This window comes from Methylocystis heyeri (genome assembly GCF_004802635.2).
In the GTDB taxonomy this organism is placed as follows: domain Bacteria; phylum Pseudomonadota; class Alphaproteobacteria; order Rhizobiales; family Beijerinckiaceae; genus Methylocystis; species Methylocystis heyeri.
On sequence record NZ_CP046052.1, the window covers coordinates 3,001,577 to 3,018,543 of the forward strand.

Here is a 16,967-nt window from a genome sequence, read left to right on the forward strand (position 1 = left end):
TATCATTTGGGATTTTTCTGTTGCAATAGCGCCCAAATGATATCAGTTTGAAGCTCACTCAACCGCGAGCCCGACATGACAGCCAAGACCCAAATCAACATACGCGTCCCCGCCGACGTGAAATCGTGGCTCTCCACTCGCGCGGAAGCCAACAGCCGGACGATCAACGGGGAAATTCTCGCCATCCTGAAAGACGCCAAGAATGACGAGACGAAGCGGAAGCAGGCGTCAAACACAAGCAAGCAGTGAAGGATAAGATCATGACAAAGGAACTGAACCTGATTTTCGACTACTCGGCAGAAGAGAAGACTTACGACGTCTACGACGCCGACACGGAGGATTTCCTGTTTAACAGGCCGACCCTCCAAGAAGCATACGACGAGGCGCGTGACGAGTGCGAGCGTCGCGGCGTCACGATGGGGGATTATCGCGATCTACGCAACCGCGACCCCAGCGAATGGAACGAAATCCGGCGCTGATCATAAGCACCCCCGGCCTCATGCCGGGGTTTTTCTCTAAGCGTTGGAGCGTGTGTCATGAATAACAGCCGTTACCTCTCCCCCGAATTCTATCTCCCCCAAAAACCTACTCTTGCCGAAAGAGTAGGGCGGCAAGCATGGCGGGGCCTCAAATGCTTCGCCCGCAAGCTGTTCTGGAGCGTTTTCGTCTTCGGTTCCCTCTTGTTGGGGTTTGGAGCCGCGCCGGGAGCAACCCTCTTCGCTTTGTGGCTGGTTTGCATGGTCATCGTGATCTTGCGCATGGGCCGCGTCGATGGCGCTTGACTTCGCAAAGAAGGCCAAGGCGACGGCGGTTCATTCCGCCGTCCCGGTTCCCAAATACCGGACCGCTCGCCAGCTTGTGGCTGACGGCACTGTTCCCTCCCCAATCTCCCAAAGCGTCTTTCTGCGGCTCGCGAAGCAACACGGCATCGGCCACCAAGCCGGCCGGGTGATCCTTTTCACCGTCGAAGACGTGAACAAATTGTTCGAGTCGCTGCCATGCTCAAAATCTGCAAACGGCCAAAAAGCCCCTACTGGATCATGCGCGGCACCGTCCGCGGACAAAGCATTGAAGAAAGCACAGGAACTGCTGACAAAAAGCTCGCCGAAGAAATCAGGGCCAAAAGGGAAAACGAAATCATAAACGAGGCGGTTTACGGCAAGACCGTCATAATGACCTTCGCCCATGCCTTAGCCGACTACCTAGAACATGGCGCGGGAAATAAGCGGTTCCTTACCCCGTTGCTGGATCACTTCAACACGACGCTGCTTAAGGACATTGATCAACACGCCATAGACCTTGCCGCCAAGAAGCTCTATCCCAATGCCGGCCCCGCGACCCGCAATAGGCAAGTCTATACGCCTGTCTCTGCGATCTTGCGCCACGCCGCTCGCAAGAAATGGTGCGACGTCCCCATACTCGCCCGGCCCAAGCAGCCCAAGGGCAAGCTCCGATGGCTAAAGCCGGAAGAGGCGGAAAAGCTCGTTGAAGCTTGCGCCCCGCATCTAAAGCCCCTTGTCGTCTTCCTGCTTTATACAGGCGCTCGCGCTGGCGAGGCGATTTGGCTCGATTGGTCAAACGTCAATCTCGACAAGGCGCAAGTGACCTTCGTGAAGACGAAGAACGGCGAGGCCCGCAGCGTCCCGCTTCACCCCCGCGTCGTGCAATCAATTGCAAATCTGCCCCACCGCGATGGAGCGGTTTTCTTGACGCATAAGGGCAACCCATACGAACGGCCCGACCCGGGCAAAGACGCCGATACGTCGGCGGGAACCCACATCGGAAGCGCCTTTAAGACCGCCTGCAAACGGGCTGGGCTGGGCTGGATCGTTCCCGGCAAGGGCAAGCAACCCGTCTTCAAAACCGACGTCACGCCGCACGTATGCCGGCACACATGGGCGACGTGGCACTATCAGGCGAACCGCGACTTAACCGCCCTCCAAAAACTGGGCGGCTGGAAAACCGTGGCGATGGTCTTTCGCTATGCTCACGCAAACGTAGAAGAACACGCCAAGGGCATCCAAAACCTACCTTGGGGAAACCAAGGGGAAAAATCTCAAGAAAAAACTGCGATATCGTGATATTTCAACATGATAATAGCTTGTCCGCAGCCCTTGGTAAGGGAGAGGTCGAGAGTTCAATCCTCTCTTGCAGCACCATTAAATCAAAGAGTTACAGCTAGCGTGACCAAGGGACTCGGATATGAGTCACCAAATAGTCACCGTCACCTTGAAGGCGCTATGAAGAAGCGCTGGTAGCTCCTTTATCCAAAGGTCCAAGGAATTTTTAATGGCGGAGCGTTCTCCTAAAAAGCCGTCCGGTCAAACAGGCCCCATCAGCCTGGGAGGCAATGGCCCTCGCCGCCATCTTGTTAAATTCCCAACGGACAAGGCGAAGTTGGAGTTGATGATTGCTGAGCTTTTCGTCAACAGCCGCGTCTTGCCAAATAATGACCTGAGGTATTTTTCGAACTTGAAACCAAATCCAGAGAATGACTTGGATTTCACAGTCGATACTGGTCTGGGGAAAAAGCTGCTGGAGCTGGCAGAGTTTGCCCCTCTTGATAAATTTAAGACATCCTATGATCGAGCGCCGCCTTACCTTACCATGAGTCAGTTCTGCGATTTTTATCTTGAGCTTATAAACAAGAAGTCGAACCACCAAGGTGGTCGAGACCGATTGTTGCTTACGTATAAAACACACAGCGCTTTTTTTGTCTCACTGCCCGTAATCGAGGTTGTTCGCCGGCAACTTTCGCTGAGTCAACCGAAGTTCGAACGCGTCTATTTCCTTTCCCCGCACGACGAAACTGATGCCTCAACTTGGGAGGTTTTTCCAGGTCGTCCGCATGCAATGTTTGAGAAGATCTCAACGGAAGATATGCTGAAAATGCAGATCGAGGTCATGAACTTCGATGATATCCCTCTCGCCACTGAGTGACGAGACCAACTTCACGTGAGCCTATAGCCACAGAAACCCGTCCGGCCGCTCGCCGCTCTCATAGACGCTAGGCCCGGCGTCGTCGTTCGACGCCACGCTAACCGCGATCGCACAGGCCACGGCGCCGTCGTTTCGCTCCCGCGCCTTGCCCTTTGAGAACAGCCGGTTTCCGGCCCGGTCGGTCTCGACCTGGATGTTGTCGAAGCACCAGCGAAGCACAGGGTGGCCGCCGTGCTGGAACTGCCGCCCGACGATGGCGCGCTCCAGTTCCTTGATCGCCGGCGCCATCGTCACCCCGCCCCGGCGCACCCCGACGGCGGGCAGGCCTTCCTCCATCAGGTTATTGATGGTCGAGCGGGCAAGGTGTGGGTCGAGCCCGATGCTCCGCACGTCGAAGCGGGAGCACAAGTCGCGGATGCAATCCTCGACGGCTCGGAAATCGACCACGTTGCCGGGCGTGGGCTCTATGTGTCCTTCATCTGTCCAGCGGATATACGGCACGCCGTCCCGGTCCTGTCGGCCCCGAAGATTGTCGGCCGGGCAGAAGAAATGCGGCAAGACGGCGTAACCATCGCCGACGCGCCACAGGGCGACAACCACGGTCAGGTCCGAATTGCTGGAAAGGTCGACGCCGAGATAGCAGGGGGCGCCTGCCAGCGCGTCAAGGTCGAGCGGCTCCGCGCCCTCGTCGCAAATCGACATATCGACGAAGGGGTCGACGGAATGGTCGAGCCAGACATTCAGGTGGAGCTGATCGCCGCTACCGGCGTCACCCTCGCCGCAATCCGATACCTTCCCGGCGGCCGCCCTTAAGGCGCGTTCAACTCTCGGCTGAACGCGCCAGCAGCCAAGAGCGGCCAGCCGAGCGCCGCGCTTAAGGCTGTTTCTTGCGACCGAACGCCGGCCGCGCTTTGTCCATGAGCCCCTCGACGGTTCCTGTTGAAACAGGCGCGAGCTTAGCTCTGTCTTTCTTCGGTTTTCTTTCTTCGCGGCGGGAATGTTGCTCTCTATTGGCCATGGCGGATGTTCCCCCGGTATACGCCCATCTCGACAATGAAATAGGTTCCTTTGAAAAGAGGGGAAGAGCGCCCGACGCCTATGCCGGCCGCCACGCACACGCCACGAGCATCAAGGCCTCACCCGCGACAGCCGCGCCCGCCCCGAAACAGCCAGATTCCGCCTTCGGCTTTCAACGGCGCGTCGAGCAGTCCCTGCCGCATCAAGGAGGCGAGGGTCGCGCCGGTCGTGTCCTCCGGCCTGAATAGCACGTAAAAGCAGGGGACCGCCGCCAGAAACGCCTGTTCTTCATGCACCCGAAAATCGGAATGAATCGCCGCAAGGCGTTTCACCTGGTTCTCGAAAGTCGGGTCGCTGCGGGTCTCGCTGTGCGGAGCGAGGAGGAAGTTCAGTTGCGAGCGCAGGTCTGGATCGGAACCCGCCATGAGCTCGATATACTGCATCCCCGCGTCGACCACGATGGGCAGAGGCGCCTCTTTCATCTTGGCCAAAAGCGGCTGCGCCGACGCCATTGAACCCGGCGAAAAATCCGCCCCCCGCATGTCGATGCCGAGGGCGGCGAGCGGGAGAAGCGCGAGGCCGATCGCCCTTCGATAAGGCGCGCGCCGCACCGCGCAGCCGAAAAACAGAGCGGGAAACAGCGATGCCGCGGATACATATCGGACCGCGAAAGTCGAGCTGAAGCAAAGCGAAAACAAAAATATCAGGAACGGCGTCGCAAACAGCGCCACGCACATGATTTCGATCGGGGATATGTTCGACCCATCGGCGCGATCCGCGTCCTCGGCGGTTGCGATATCCCGCCTTGAGAACCGACGCGCCAGACAGGCGCAGCCGCACAAGGCGAGAACGGCCAAAGCCAGCAATGCGCCGCTTTGTTCGGAAACAAGCGACTGGAAGACGGCATCCAGGAGAAGATCGAGCGTCGGCCTTCCGTAGTAGCCGCTTCCCATCGCGTCCAGAAGCACATAGGCTTTCAAATGCAATCCGAGCGGCAGCCAGGCGGCGAGGACCGGCAGCGCCAGCAGAAGCGGAGCCCAAACCCGCCAGCGCCACTCCCGCCGCGTCACCAGCCACAGCATTTCCATGACGCCGATGATCATCGGCGCGACGAAACCATAAAAATGCAAGCTGACGCTGACGGAAAGCAACAGCCAGAGCACAACGGCCCGCATTGTTGTCCGACGATGCTCCATCCGGCTCCACAGCGCTAGGGAGCCGGCGAGGCAGGCCGCAATGAGCGCATAGGGCCTCGCCTGCACGGCATAGGGAAACAGCCCGGAATCGAGCGTGAATGCGAAAGCCGCCAAAGCGACGAGGCGATCCGTAGAGGGCCGGACCAGCGCATAGACGCACAAGGCGGCGATATAGACCGCAACTATCGACGGCAGACGCGGCGCCAGAAGCGCGCCGGTTTCGCCGAAAAGATCCATGAAGAGATGCAAAAAAAAGTGATAGGTCGGCGGCGAGAATTCGGCGCCGTTCCAAATGGCCGAAGATATCTCGCTGAAACTGTGAAGTTTCGCCGTCGAGACGGCCAGAGCTTCATCCATCCACAGGCCCTTGGTCGCGGCTATCGCATAGGTCGCTGAGACATAGACCCACGAAATCCACAAGAACGCCGCCGCGACAACGACAAACTCGACCCTGTTGCGGTCCAACGCAGCGAAGCCTTCGACGGCGCCTTCCTCCCCTCGCCGGGTCTTCTTTACAAAGGCTCCCCAGAAGCCGGATGTCATAAGAATTCTCCCCAATGTCGACGTCGCCGCTTCGGCCTCCAACGGAAATGGCGTTCAGCCTGGCGGCCAGGCTTTTCTGTTCGCCGCACGTTCTGATCCTGCCGATTCTGCGCACGCGCCCGACGCGCTACAGGAAAAGGGCTTGGGGCTGATCCCGTGACGTCGCATCGGAACAAAGTCAGGCGCCGGATCCTGATAAACGAAGCTCAGAATGCTGTCGCTCCTCGCCCTCGGCTTGAACCCCAGCTTCTCCTGGCTCAGAAGAACGCAATAGAGGATGCGCCACGGGATCGGCAGGAAAATGGGGCGACAACCGGCCTCTTCGGCAAGTCGAAAGAGAATGTCTCGGAAGGCGAGGGGCTCCGGATGCGCGAGCGTCATGACTGAAGCCTCGTCGTCGAACTCGCCGCGAACCGCGCGTACAATGATGTCCTTCAGATCGTCTTCAGCGAGGAGGAATTGCGGAGCTTTCCCGTCGCCGATCAACGGAATGATGGGCGAGGTCGTAGCGATCCTCTTCATGGCGCCGAAAGCGCCGCCGGCGTGCGCGCCGTGGATCAGACCCAGGCGGAGAACCAGACCGCCTGCATCGCGAAAGGCCTGCTCCACCTCGAGCTTGGAGCGGCCATAGGTCGAACGCGCGGATCGAAAGGCGCTGACGCTGGAGATGAAGATTAGCTTCTCGACTCCTGCGCGGCGCGCGGCGGCCAGAACAGCCCGGGAGCCCGCGACGCAGATGCGCTCGGCTTCTTTCGCCGTACTCGTCCGCATGTCCCAGGCGGCGTGAATGAGATGGGTGACGCCATGTTCGCGCAGGCGCCTCGCCAGCAGATCCATATCGCCGCCGAACTCGAATGCGATTTGATTGTCGCCTCGCGGCGCGCGAGAGAGGCTCAGGACTTCGGCCTCGTCTTTCAGGGCGGCGGCGATGATCGAGCCGACATAGCCATTGGCGCCCGTGACTGCGACCACCTTTGCGCCGCTCATTGCAGGCTTCCTTCATCGAGGAACGCGGCGCGCGCGCCGATTCGATAGGCGTTGGCCATCGCGGTGTAGGTGATCGTCGTCGCCGCAATGCTCGGAAAAACGGTAGCGTCGACGACATGAAGCCGCCGGAAACCAAATGGCCTCCCCAGCAGATCGGTCTGGCCGGGGCCTGGATCGCGCGCCATGGGAAAGCTGCCGCCGAAATGAAATCCCCGGCCCGCCTCCGCAATCCGCAGCAGCGGAGCGACGGGAAATGCGCGCATCGGCCAGCTCAGTCCCGCCAGTTTGGAGAGCAATCGCATGATCTTCGGCTTTGTCTGCGGGTTCTCGACACGGTTCAGGCGCAACTCGTCCGACTTGCCGCATGCATGAAGAGAGGTCGCGATTGTCGCGGAGAGCGAGGAATGCAGATAGCCCTGGACGAGCAGCAGACGGCCAAGCAAGGCGCCGCCGGGGAAATAGCGCCGTAACCGCCCCAGTTTTTCGTCGAGCAGGCGCGAGATGTGGTCATTGTAAGCGTATATTTGCAGATGAACGGTCTTGTCGCCGAGGCCCGCGTCGAGAATTTCCATGAATGTCTGCGCAAGCGTATGCTGTCGTTCTGAACTCACGTCTTTTGCGCCCGTGAACTGAAGGAGCGGGAACAGGAAATATTGAGAGTCCCGAAGATGAACGGCGTGATCATATAATCCGAGGGAGCGCAGCAGAATCTCAGTCGAATGCAGCGGACCCGCGGCGAGGAACGCGCGCTTGGCCTCGAAGCTGCAAGGGGTTCCATCGAAGGCGACTGCGCGGATGATTGAGCTATCGGCCCGCTCTTCTATCGACTTGACGACGACTCCGCTTCGATAGGCGACGCCGCCGCGCGCGCAAAGGTCGGAAAGGCCATGCCGGCTGGTATAGATCAATTCGCGCGGACAACCATGTAGACATTGCCCGCAATAAATGCATGGCGCTTGCCCGCGGACGCCATGCGCATCGACGGCGAGGCGAGAGGCCCCGAAATAGACGCCGGCGGCGTTGAGGCGCGCTTTATTGTCGGCGAGCGCACGCCGGAATCGTTCGGATTGCGCGCCGCAACGCAGGGGCGGCGAGAGCTCCGTGGCCAAGGGAAAGAGATGCTCGAGATCGTCCGGCTCTGCGGCCACGGGGAGGAACTTCGCGACAAGGTTATAGAAGGGGTGCAGATCCTCCGCCGAGATTGGCCAATCGGCGATGTCCGATTGCCGATAGGGCAGGATCGCCCCGCCCCAGACATTCGACAGCCCGCCACGGGCGTAGGAGCCTTCGACGCAAAGATCGGTGGATTGCGCGACATTGGCCGCGCCTGGCGCTTTCCGATAGGGATAATCTGAACCAAATGCGAGCTTTCTGGGGACTGCTCCCTGCTTCTGCAATACGGCTCCAGGGCCAAAATTTCTCTCCCTCGCGATCGCGTCGTAATGATCCCGATGGGCCAGCCGCGATCTCGCGCCTTCCCGTTCCGCCTCCAGAAGATGGCCCGCGTCCAAAATTGTCACGGGACGACCCGAGGCGGCGAGCGCGCGTGCGCAGGCCACTCCCGCGGGGCCGGACCCGATCACATAGTGCATGAGGCCTCCGGCTCGCCGGACAGAGCGATGGATTGGGCTCCGTCCCGGCCCGCTTGCGTCGCTTTCGGCAACAGCCTGACGTTCATCTTCAGCATGCTCAACAGGAAGCTCGACAGAATAACCTCGAAACCCAGCGACAGCGAAAGCGAAGAGCTGATCACGACGCGCGTCACGCGCTCGACGTCGAGCGCGCCGAATTGCGCCTCCCGCCATATGCCGAAAGCCGTCAGGAACAACCAGGCCCCTATTCCGAGCAACAGGGCGCCCGCCAGAATGCCTCGCTCCAGGCTGAATATCCGCTCGAAGCGACTGGGGCGGAGCGGCTTGGGAAACAAACCTTCCTGAATGGCGTAAGCGCGCGAGAGCAGGGCGAATAGAATCGACTGGAACCCGATCTCGATCATGGCGGCGCAATAGATCAAAGTATCCAAGGAAAGACGCGCGCCGAAGATGTGAATAGGACTCGTGAGCAGCCACCCTCCCAGAAGAGCGCCGGCGACCATCAGGAACAGGCCAGGATAAAGAAACAGCCAGTCCGGACTGAACAGCAGCAGGAATCGCAGATGCCGCCAGCCGTCGCGAAACGGGCGCAGATGCGGAGCTCGCGAGCGCCCGTCGCGGCTCAAGGTGGTCGGGACCTCGACGATATTCATATTCAACAGGGTCGCCTTGACCACCATCTCCGAGGCGAACTCCATGCCCGTGGTTCTAAGGTCCATGCGGAAAAACGCCTCTCTCGAGAATGCGCGCAATCCGCAATGGAAATCCCTTATCGGCGCTGCAAACAGAAACCGGCCCAATCCAGAGAGCGCCGGATTGCCGATATATCTGTTCTTCCATGGCATCGCTCCCGGAGCCATTTCACCGAGAAACCGGTTGCCCATGACGAGGTCGGCTCCCTCGCGCAGCTTCGCCACGAAGAGAGCCAGATCGCCGAAGTCGTAACTGTCGTCGCTATCGCCCATGACGCAGTATCTGCCGCGGGAAGCGGCGATGGCGCCGCCGAGCGCCGCACCGTAACCCTTTATCGAAACATTGACCACTTGCGCTCCGCATCGACGCGCGATCTCGACGGATCCGTCGGTCGAACCATTGTCTCCGATTATGATTTCTCCGCTGGCGCCCGAACGCTGCAGGAAGTCCTTCGCCTTGGCGATGCAGCGCTCGAGCGTTTCCGCTTCATTGAGGCACGGCATGACGATGCTCAGTTCGACGCACATGAGCGCTCCCCATGTAGTAGGGTCTTGCATCCGCGATGAAACATCGATGAAGGCTCGGCGCTCGCATTGCGGGCTTGTCGCGACGGGATGTCGCGAGATAAGACTGAGAGTTCAGGGGCGAAGTCGAGCGCTGCGAAACGAAGCGAGGGGGATGATATGGCCGACGCCGTGATCTTTGACAGGCTCGTTGAGATCATCCGAACGATCGTCGGCGACCATGAGACGCCGATCCATCCGGAAACCAAAGCGTCGGACGTGCCGCAATGGGATTCGATGGCGCATATCAGTATCGTCGTCGCCGCCGAATCCGTGTTCAAGGTCAAGTTTCGCACGGCCGAGATCGAGCGCCTGCAGGTCGTGGGGGACTTTGTCGATCTGATCGAGCGCAAATCGAAATGAACCGCCCGGCGAGATCGCACCCTACGCGCCTGCTCATGCGCTTCTTTGCGAATGACGCGAAATCCGCTCGACTGGAGCGGCATTTCGTATTCGTTCGCCGCAAAAAGCGATGTCGATCGGCGATTTTTGCGGCGGTCGCTTCTGCGGATCACGAAGCAATCTCGCGGAAGCGGTACGAAACCAGCGCGGTCGGCGAGATGGCGCGCGCGAAAGCATGCGTTCAGGAAGGTTCGAAGGCGGGCCGAGCGATTCATCTCGCTGTCCCCGCCTGTTCAGGCGGCGCCTGAAGCTTCAACTTCGACACGCCGGACAACATCAAATGCTGGGCGTCCATGAAATCCGAGGCGAGGATGCCCAAGGGCCTTGGATCGAAGCTGCCGATGACCGTCGCGTCCCAGCGCGCAGCAGCGGCCCGGACGTAATTTTCCACCGCTTTCTGGCATCGGCAGACGGCGGGCGCTCTGCAGGCTGCAGGGACGCTCGGATGGTAAGGCGTGATGATGAAGGAAAGGCGGTGGCCGCGCGCCAGCAACGCGCCGATGACGGACTCGAACTCTTCCACGGTCGCCACATCGAGCGCGGGCTCTTCGGTGTTGAAGCTTCCGTCATTGACCAACCCCGGGGAAACGGGCTCCGCGTCGGAATAGGCGAACCGGCCGGACGGCAGGATGAGATCTTCGTCCTCGCGTCGGTCGGCGGCCGCGATCCCCGATTGCGCCTCTCGCTGCCTGAAGTCGGTGCGGAAGGTTTTCTTCAGCGTCGCGGCGAGATAGTCGTAACTCAGCAAGAGCGACGCGCCGGCGTGAAGCATCGGAAGGAGCGACCAGCGCGGCGGGAGGCCGAGCGCCGATCTGGCGCGATCGTAGACATCAGCATATTCATTGGCCCAGACCGGGACCGGATTGGGCCGCAGCGCCCAGGTCGGCGTCTCGATGAAGAGATGCGCGCGCTCTCGCCGCTGCGTAAACAGCTGCGCGATGATCACCATGTCTTCGAAACCGCCGGCGGGAACGGAGAGGTTCGTGACCTCCCGGCAACCTGCAAAGAGGCCCGGCGCCGTCTCCGCGTCGAATTGATAGACGTGACTGGAGCCGATGACGAAACAATCCGCCTCGCTGCGGCGGGCGAGTTCGAGCTTGATCAGCCGGGTCTGATCGGGCGTCACGAGGCCAGACGCGTTGACGCGAAGCCTCGATACGAAACTCTCGACGAGTTGGGAACCCGTGGCGCGCCTGACGAGGAACACCGCTCCGCAGTCGACGGAAAAATTGACCCATGCCGCCGCAATGAGCGTCGCAAGCGCAGCGATGATCAAGGAACAAAGCGGACCCTTCAAGGCGGCGCCGCGTCGTCCGGCCGGAGCGCCGCCGCGGACGCCAGCAAATCCATGTTCGCCCACGTCGGCTCCTTCCGATAGTCTGCAACGCAAAAGCGCTCGATGCGCTGTGTTTCGCCGGCCAGATCGCCCGGCATACAGGCCGATCGACACCTGATCGAACGCCGACGGCGCCGACTTTTCGTCCGCGCCGCCGAAATCCGGAACAGGGCAATGAGGCGGCCATGCGACACGCGAGATGTGTCACGCCGCTTTCGTCACCAGCGCCGAACGACCGCAATGGAAGTGGGGAAGGCTCCGTTCGTCGTGTCCACGAGGGGCACTTGCCCGACGACCGCGTTGCTCAGCGTGTTCACCGCCGCGACGCCGTTCTGGTCGGTCGCCACATAGACGAGATTGTCGCGCGGGTCGGGGTCGGTGTCGACTTCGGTGGGGCCGGACCAGCCGTTCGGAAGGGTGATCACGGCCCGCGGCCCTCCGCTGCGAGACGAAGCATTGAGGACGCCGATCGTGGTGAGCGGATAGTCGTCATTGCCGGTGTTGGTGACGTAGAGCTTGCTGCCATCCGGGGAGAAGGCAGGGAAGTCGGCAGAGTCGCCGCCGGTCAGGACCGTGCCCACGATCGTATTGCTCCAGGTGGAGATCACGTTCACGGTGCTTTGCTGGAACGGAATGTCGCCGTTGCCGCCGTTCTTGCAGGGGGACAGATTGGCGCTGTAGCCGTTGACCACATAGACATAGTTGCCGTCCGCGCTGGCGGCGACGCCCTGCGGGCTCGGCGGACTGACGGATTCGAGCGAAGTCGCGCTGCACCCGTCCACGGAGTCGTTCGGCGGGGTGCTCGTGCCCGGAGGATTGGTGTTGGGAAGGACGATCGTCGTGATGATCGACTTGGAGTAGGTGTTCACCACGGATACGGAGTTGTCGAAGTAATTGGTGACGTAGAGTCTGGCTCCGTTGGGTGTCACCGCCGCATAGCCAGGAGTATTGCCGACGCCGACCGTCCCGGTCTGAGTGTGGGTATAGGTGTCGAAAAACAGCACCTGGTTGGTGTTGCCGTCGATCACGTACGCCGCGTTGCTGACGGGGCTGAACGCCAGAAAGGTCGGGAAATTGGTACCCGCGGTTCCGACCGGGAAAGTTTGCGTCGCATAGGTGGAGGTATTGATGGCCGTGACCGTAGCGTCGCAGCCGTTGACCACCCAAACCTGAGTGCGATCCGGAGACACGCGCGCCGCCTGCGGGCAATTGCCCAATGCGATAGTCCTCACGACGCCTTGCGGAACGCCCTGCGAGTTCGTGCGCACGACGTAAGCGGTGTTGTTGCCGCCGACGACATACAAATCGTTGATCGAGGCTTGCGCCGGATCTCCGAAGCAGAACGAAACCGCTGTCGCCATGACGAGAGTCGCCCCGAAGTTCGGCGCCCCTAGATTGTATCTGAAAAGATTCATGCCTTGCTCCCTTGATGAAAACGAAAACGTCGACGCATTTCGAATCGAAGACCACGGCTGCCCCGGTCATGATTCGTCGAAAAGCTGCGCCCATGGACGCGCTTTCGAGGCCCTCCTTTGCGTGTGAGACGCTTCCGAAACTGAAACGTATCGGCGCTTTGAATCACGACAGGTCGAAAAAACTTTTGCGCCGAATGCGGCAGCCCGCTCGCGTCTCACCGCCTCGGGCGAAGGATCGCTTTGTGCCGCGCTTCCTGACTCATGAAAGGAGTCGGACGTCCGAACAGCCAATCGTCCTGCTCGTCGCCATAGTGAGCGGAGCCCGGCTGCCCCGATTGCCCCCCTGCAAACTGCATGATTGCATCGCCCTCGTGGCCGGGCGCCACGATCATACGCGCATTGGCGGCATGCGTATCCTCGGAGACCCTCAGGCAGAAGCCGCATCCCGGAAGCGGCTGCGGCGACATATCGAGCAGCAAGTTCAGGAACGGGGCGATCGGGGAAAGGACGTGGCCCATGGCGACCCGGTTGACGCGTCCCCAGGTCAGCCGGTCCAGATCGGCGCCGCCCTGCTGCGCTTTCAGGCGCCGGGCGCTCCGAAGCAGCGCGGCCCGCAGAAAACTTCCCCAGTCCACATAATCCGCTTCGGGAATCAATTCGGGGCGACCGGTTTCGATGATGCGCCTCACGGGATCGTCGAGCAGGCTCCATTCCAGGGAAAAATCGGGGTCCGTCTCCCGGCATCGCGCCACGACCGGCGCAAGCACGCTCTGCCTGAGTTCGACGCGGAACTCTTCGAGCAGAGGCAAGCCGAGCGATTCCGTCTCGGCCCGTCCGTCCCAGGCTTCAATATAGCGGCGGATCGAAGCGATTTCGTCATCCGCCGCGTCCGAAGTCTCGCCCGCCAGCGCTTTCAGCGCCAGATCGCGATAGTAGGCGTAGTAGGAGGAGGTCGTGTCCAGCTGCAGGGCCAGAAGATCCTTTTCGGAAACGTAATCGGCGCGCGACAATTCTTCGGCGGCGCGCCAGGCTCTGAAGCCGCCCTGATATTCGTGACCGATCACGGCTTTGAACTCGGCGGCGCCGAGCATTCTCTGATTTGTGCTGACGATGAACCCCGACGGCGGATCGACGCGGCGCGGCAGATCGTCCGGGGAGAGATAGCCCCGCCAGCCGCGGGTCCCGTCCGCCCAGCTCTCGCTGAACAGGCCGCTCGTGCCGACCCGGAGCGGTAGATGGCCCATCACCGTCCAGGCGACGTCGCCGTGATCGTCCGCCAACACCACATTGAGGGGGGGACCGCCCGCCCGTCGGAAAAGCGCAGCGGCCTCCCCGACGGACGGCGCGGCGTCCATGTCGAGCAAAGCGAGATCGGTCGTCGCGGGATCGAGCAGCGCCGAATGCAAAGCGACCTTTTCTCCAAGCAGGCGCTCGGGCGCCACCGGCCCCCACAGGGTCTCCTCGACCGTCAGTATCTCGCTCGAAGCGCCGCGGACCTGGATCGTCTCCGTCCGCGCGCCATAGGCGCGAAATCCGGCAGGCGTGCGATATTCGTCGGTTCGGTTCGCCTCGCCCGACAAGACGACGAGGTCGGCGACGTCCGCGCGCAGGTTGGTCAAGCCCCAGGCCACTTTTGCATTTTCGCCGGCCAGCATCAGCGGAAGGCCCGGCAGGGTCAGCCCCGCAAGTCGCGCCCCGCCATATTCGAGCTCGGCCCGATACCAGATATTCGGAACCGACAGCGCGAGATGCATGTCGTTTGCGAGTATGGCTCTTCCATCCCTGGTTTTTTTCCCCGAGACCGCGAAGGCGTTGGAGGCCGGCGCTCTGTTTTCGCGCGCGGCGGCGCCTCCTTCGACGCGCTTGTCCCGGCTCCTGAACAAGGGCGCGAGGTCTTCGACCGGCGCGGCGCCTTCCGCGCAATATTCGGGATCTCGCGGGGCCAGCCTCTGGTTGAAACAATCCGCCTCGGGCGTAAGAAAGGCGACGACCTTGGGCGGCAGCGCGCGCCGCATGATCGTCGCGTTTCTCTCCTGGGCTTCGCCGTCCGAAATCAGGTCCTCCAGCCCCAGCAGCACGAGCAGGCTATCCTCCGCGCGCCACGGCTCCGGCCGATATCCGAGGACGTAGAATTCAAAAGGCCAGGCCCGCATCCCGGCGATCGCGCGGTTCACGCCGGCGGCGTAGGACGCCAGCGTCGATCGCTGCGGCCCGGGCAGCCGGGCCAGCGCCTCACGCGCGACGCCTTCGAGTCCCAACACACGGCTGCGCCTGTCGGAGGCGACCGTTTTCTCGCCGAATATCTCCGCGAGCCGCCCTGCAGCCCGACGGCGCAACAGATCCATCTGGAACAGCCGATCGCCGGCCGTGACGAAACCAAGCGCGGCGAAGGCGTCGTCGCGATTGGCGGCGTGAATATGCGGCGTCGCCCGTGCGTCGAATGCGATTTCGACCGGCGCGGAAAGTTCGACGAAGTCGAGGCCGCGATCGAGATCCGGCAGGGACAGGCGGAGGAGTCCGAGAACCGCGCCTGCGGACAGAACCGGCAAGGCCGTCGCAGCGAGAAGGAACCATCCCAGGCGTCTGGGCGCCGCCCTATTCCAAAACGGCGGCTGCGGGCAAATCGGGCGCATGTGGCTGCAGCTCCTCCAGCTGGCCCACGGTCAGATGCAGGCGCCGGTCGCAGAAACGGAAATAACGATCGTCATGCGTGATCACGATCACGGTCTTCCCCCGCGCCTTCAAATCAGGCAGCAGGCGCCGATAGAAGAAATCGCGGAACTTCGGGTCCTGATCGGCGGCCCATTCGTCGAACAGGAAGAACGGGCTGTCCGAGAGACAAGCGGCGAGCAAGGCGAGCCGTTTACGCTCGCCGCGCGAGAGATCGATGGTGGAGAAGCGCCCCCCGTCGATACGCAGCTTGTGATCGAGTTCGAGCATGGCGAGCAAGGCCTCCGCTTGCTCGCGCTGGGCTCCTTCGCCGTAGCCGAGCAAGGAGTCGAAAAGATAGGAGTCGGAGAGGACGGCGGAAAAATTCTGGCGATAAGCTTCGCGATTTCCGTCCGTGACGCGTTCTCCGCCGATGCGAACCTCCCCTGTCGTCGGCGCATAGAGCCCGAGAATGACGAGCGCCAGCGTGGTCTTGCCGCTTCCGTTGCCTCCAGTCAGGAAGATCAGCTCTCCCGGGCGGATCACGAAATCGAAGGGACCGATCGGATAGCCGCCATTCTCGCCCTGCCCCTGATGGCGGTAGGTCACCCCGGCGAGCGCGAGGGTCTGCGGGCTCGCGCCCTCGACCGGCCGATCGACTGGCGCAAGGGGGTTATCGGAACTCTCCAGCCGCAGCGCCTCGATGTTTCGCAGCGCCACGACGCCTTTCGCGATCGCGGGAATCCCGTTGAAAATGACCGAGAGCGGTCCGCCGATGAACAGAATGGCGAGCGTGAAGCCGATCAACGTCGCCTGCGGCGTCTCGACCAGCCTAGCAGCGACGAAGAGGATCGCGCCGATGCAGACGTAGTAGAGCGTTTCGCTCCAGTTATTGGCCAGGACCGCGATCACATTGGCCCTGTTGAGCCGATTTCGCAGCAATCGCGCAGTGCGCTCCAGATCCGCTTCGAGATATGCGGTCCTGCGCCTCGCATCCATCATCAGTTCTTTGTAGCCCTCGGTGAGCGCGCGAAGATGTCGAAACAGGGCGTCGTCGGTCTCCCGCGCCAGAGCGAACCAGCGCATCGCCTGCGCTTGCGCGAATTGATAGCTCAACACGCCGAACACGACGAAGAACAGAACGAAGCCCAACAACGGAAGCGAGAGATAGGCGAGGTAGCTGAAAGCTGCGACGATCTTGGCGCCCTCCACAAAAAGAAAAGGCAGGACCTCCTGCGCCGCGACGACGCTTTGCACGTCGTCGGTCAACGCCGCCATCAGCCGATGCCGTCCACAGGATTCCAGCCGATGCGCCGGGGTGTTCAAAATGCGCTGCGCCAGCCGCATCCGCAGCCTGTATTGGTTCTCCTGCGCTATTCTCGACAGAAGCGCCACCGAAACCGAGCTCGAGATCAGCGCCAGCGCACAGAGGCCTGTGAAGACGAGCGGCGTCGCGCTATCGGCGCCCTCGGCGCCTCCGGAAAGCGACCGGTTGACGAGCATCACCAGTCCCGCGCTGCTGCCCCCCGCGAGCAGGCCGGCGGCCCCAGACAGGATCAAAGCCGCTTTCGGGGCGCCGAACATCCGCCACAGATCCAATATCGACGCCCGCGCTTCCGGTTTCATGATCGAAG

The 16,967-nt window shown here is 61.5% G+C and carries 15 protein-coding genes; 6 read left to right on the plus strand and 9 right to left on the minus strand.

The features are described 5' to 3' along the window. Positions 1-75: 75 nt before the first annotated feature. The 5 genes from H2LOC_RS13725 (at position 76) to H2LOC_RS13745 (ending at position 2,940) form a co-directional block, all read left to right on the plus strand. Positions 76-249, plus strand: a complete 174-nt coding sequence (locus tag H2LOC_RS13725; RefSeq protein ID WP_136496891.1) for an Arc family DNA-binding protein — start codon at positions 76-78, stop codon at positions 247-249. A gap of 11 nt (positions 250-260) precedes the next feature. Beyond that, on the plus strand, positions 261-479 hold the full coding sequence (locus tag H2LOC_RS13730; protein ID WP_136496892.1) for a hypothetical protein: 219 nt from the start codon (positions 261-263) through the stop codon (positions 477-479). A 57-nt stretch (positions 480-536) separates the two neighbouring features. Further along, complete coding sequence (locus H2LOC_RS13735; protein ID WP_136496893.1) at positions 537-782, plus strand: hypothetical protein; 246 nt, start codon at positions 537-539, stop codon at positions 780-782. Between the two features lie 216 nt (positions 783-998). Next, on the plus strand, positions 999-2,081 hold the full coding sequence (locus tag H2LOC_RS13740) for a tyrosine-type recombinase/integrase (protein WP_136496894.1): 1,083 nt from the start codon (positions 999-1,001) through the stop codon (positions 2,079-2,081). Positions 2,082-2,289: 208 nt separating this feature from the next. Further along, positions 2,290-2,940 (plus strand): hypothetical protein, encoded by a 651-nt coding sequence (locus tag H2LOC_RS13745; RefSeq protein ID WP_136496895.1) that lies wholly within the window; start codon positions 2,290-2,292, stop codon positions 2,938-2,940. A 21-nt stretch (positions 2,941-2,961) separates the two neighbouring features. On the opposite strand, the gene H2LOC_RS13750 is transcribed toward H2LOC_RS13745, so the two are convergent. From H2LOC_RS13750 to H2LOC_RS13770, 5 genes are all read right to left on the minus strand, one after another. After that, positions 2,962-3,642, minus strand: a complete 681-nt coding sequence (locus H2LOC_RS13750) for a terminase TerL endonuclease subunit (RefSeq protein ID WP_246206837.1) — start codon at positions 3,640-3,642, stop codon at positions 2,962-2,964. Between the two features lie 434 nt (positions 3,643-4,076). Then, on the minus strand, positions 4,077-5,696 hold the full coding sequence (locus H2LOC_RS13755) for a glycosyltransferase family protein (protein ID WP_154331671.1): 1,620 nt from the start codon (positions 5,694-5,696) through the stop codon (positions 4,077-4,079). A gap of 54 nt (positions 5,697-5,750) precedes the next feature. Continuing rightward, a complete protein-coding gene (locus H2LOC_RS13760; RefSeq protein ID WP_136496897.1) occupies positions 5,751-6,683 on the minus strand; it encodes an NAD-dependent epimerase/dehydratase family protein in 933 nt (310 codons plus the stop codon). Beyond that, a complete protein-coding gene (locus H2LOC_RS13765; RefSeq protein ID WP_136496898.1) occupies positions 6,680-8,275 on the minus strand; it encodes a GMC oxidoreductase in 1,596 nt (531 codons plus the stop codon). Before H2LOC_RS13765 ends, H2LOC_RS13760 begins: the two co-directional genes overlap by 4 nt. Further along, complete coding sequence (locus H2LOC_RS13770; protein ID WP_202620466.1) at positions 8,263-9,495, minus strand: glycosyltransferase family 2 protein; 1,233 nt, start codon at positions 9,493-9,495, stop codon at positions 8,263-8,265. The genes H2LOC_RS13765 and H2LOC_RS13770 overlap by 13 nt, the downstream gene beginning before the upstream one ends. Positions 9,496-9,651: 156 nt before the next feature. Between H2LOC_RS13770 and H2LOC_RS13775 the strand changes: the two genes are divergently transcribed. Beyond that, positions 9,652-9,894, plus strand: coding sequence for an acyl carrier protein (locus H2LOC_RS13775; protein WP_136496899.1), 243 nt, complete (start codon positions 9,652-9,654; stop codon positions 9,892-9,894). 250 nt (positions 9,895-10,144) lie between these two features. Here H2LOC_RS13775 and H2LOC_RS13780 read toward each other — a convergent pair whose 3' ends face one another. The 4 genes from H2LOC_RS13780 to H2LOC_RS13795 all read right to left on the minus strand — a co-directional run bounded on the left by H2LOC_RS13780 (position 10,145) and on the right by H2LOC_RS13795 (position 16,959). After that, positions 10,145-11,293: a hypothetical protein gene (locus H2LOC_RS13780; protein WP_136496900.1), complete on the minus strand. Its 1,149-nt coding sequence runs from the start codon at positions 11,291-11,293 to the stop codon at positions 10,145-10,147. Positions 11,294-11,487: 194 nt separating this feature from the next. Then, positions 11,488-12,684: a YncE family protein gene (locus H2LOC_RS13785; RefSeq protein WP_136496901.1), complete on the minus strand. Its 1,197-nt coding sequence runs from the start codon at positions 12,682-12,684 to the stop codon at positions 11,488-11,490. A gap of 215 nt (positions 12,685-12,899) precedes the next feature. Continuing rightward, positions 12,900-15,317, minus strand: coding sequence for a penicillin acylase family protein (locus H2LOC_RS13790; protein ID WP_136496902.1), 2,418 nt, complete (start codon positions 15,315-15,317; stop codon positions 12,900-12,902). Further along, positions 15,280-16,959: a cyclic peptide export ABC transporter gene (locus H2LOC_RS13795; RefSeq protein WP_136496903.1), complete on the minus strand. Its 1,680-nt coding sequence runs from the start codon at positions 16,957-16,959 to the stop codon at positions 15,280-15,282. The genes H2LOC_RS13790 and H2LOC_RS13795 overlap by 38 nt, the downstream gene beginning before the upstream one ends. Positions 16,960-16,967 lie beyond the last annotated feature (8 nt).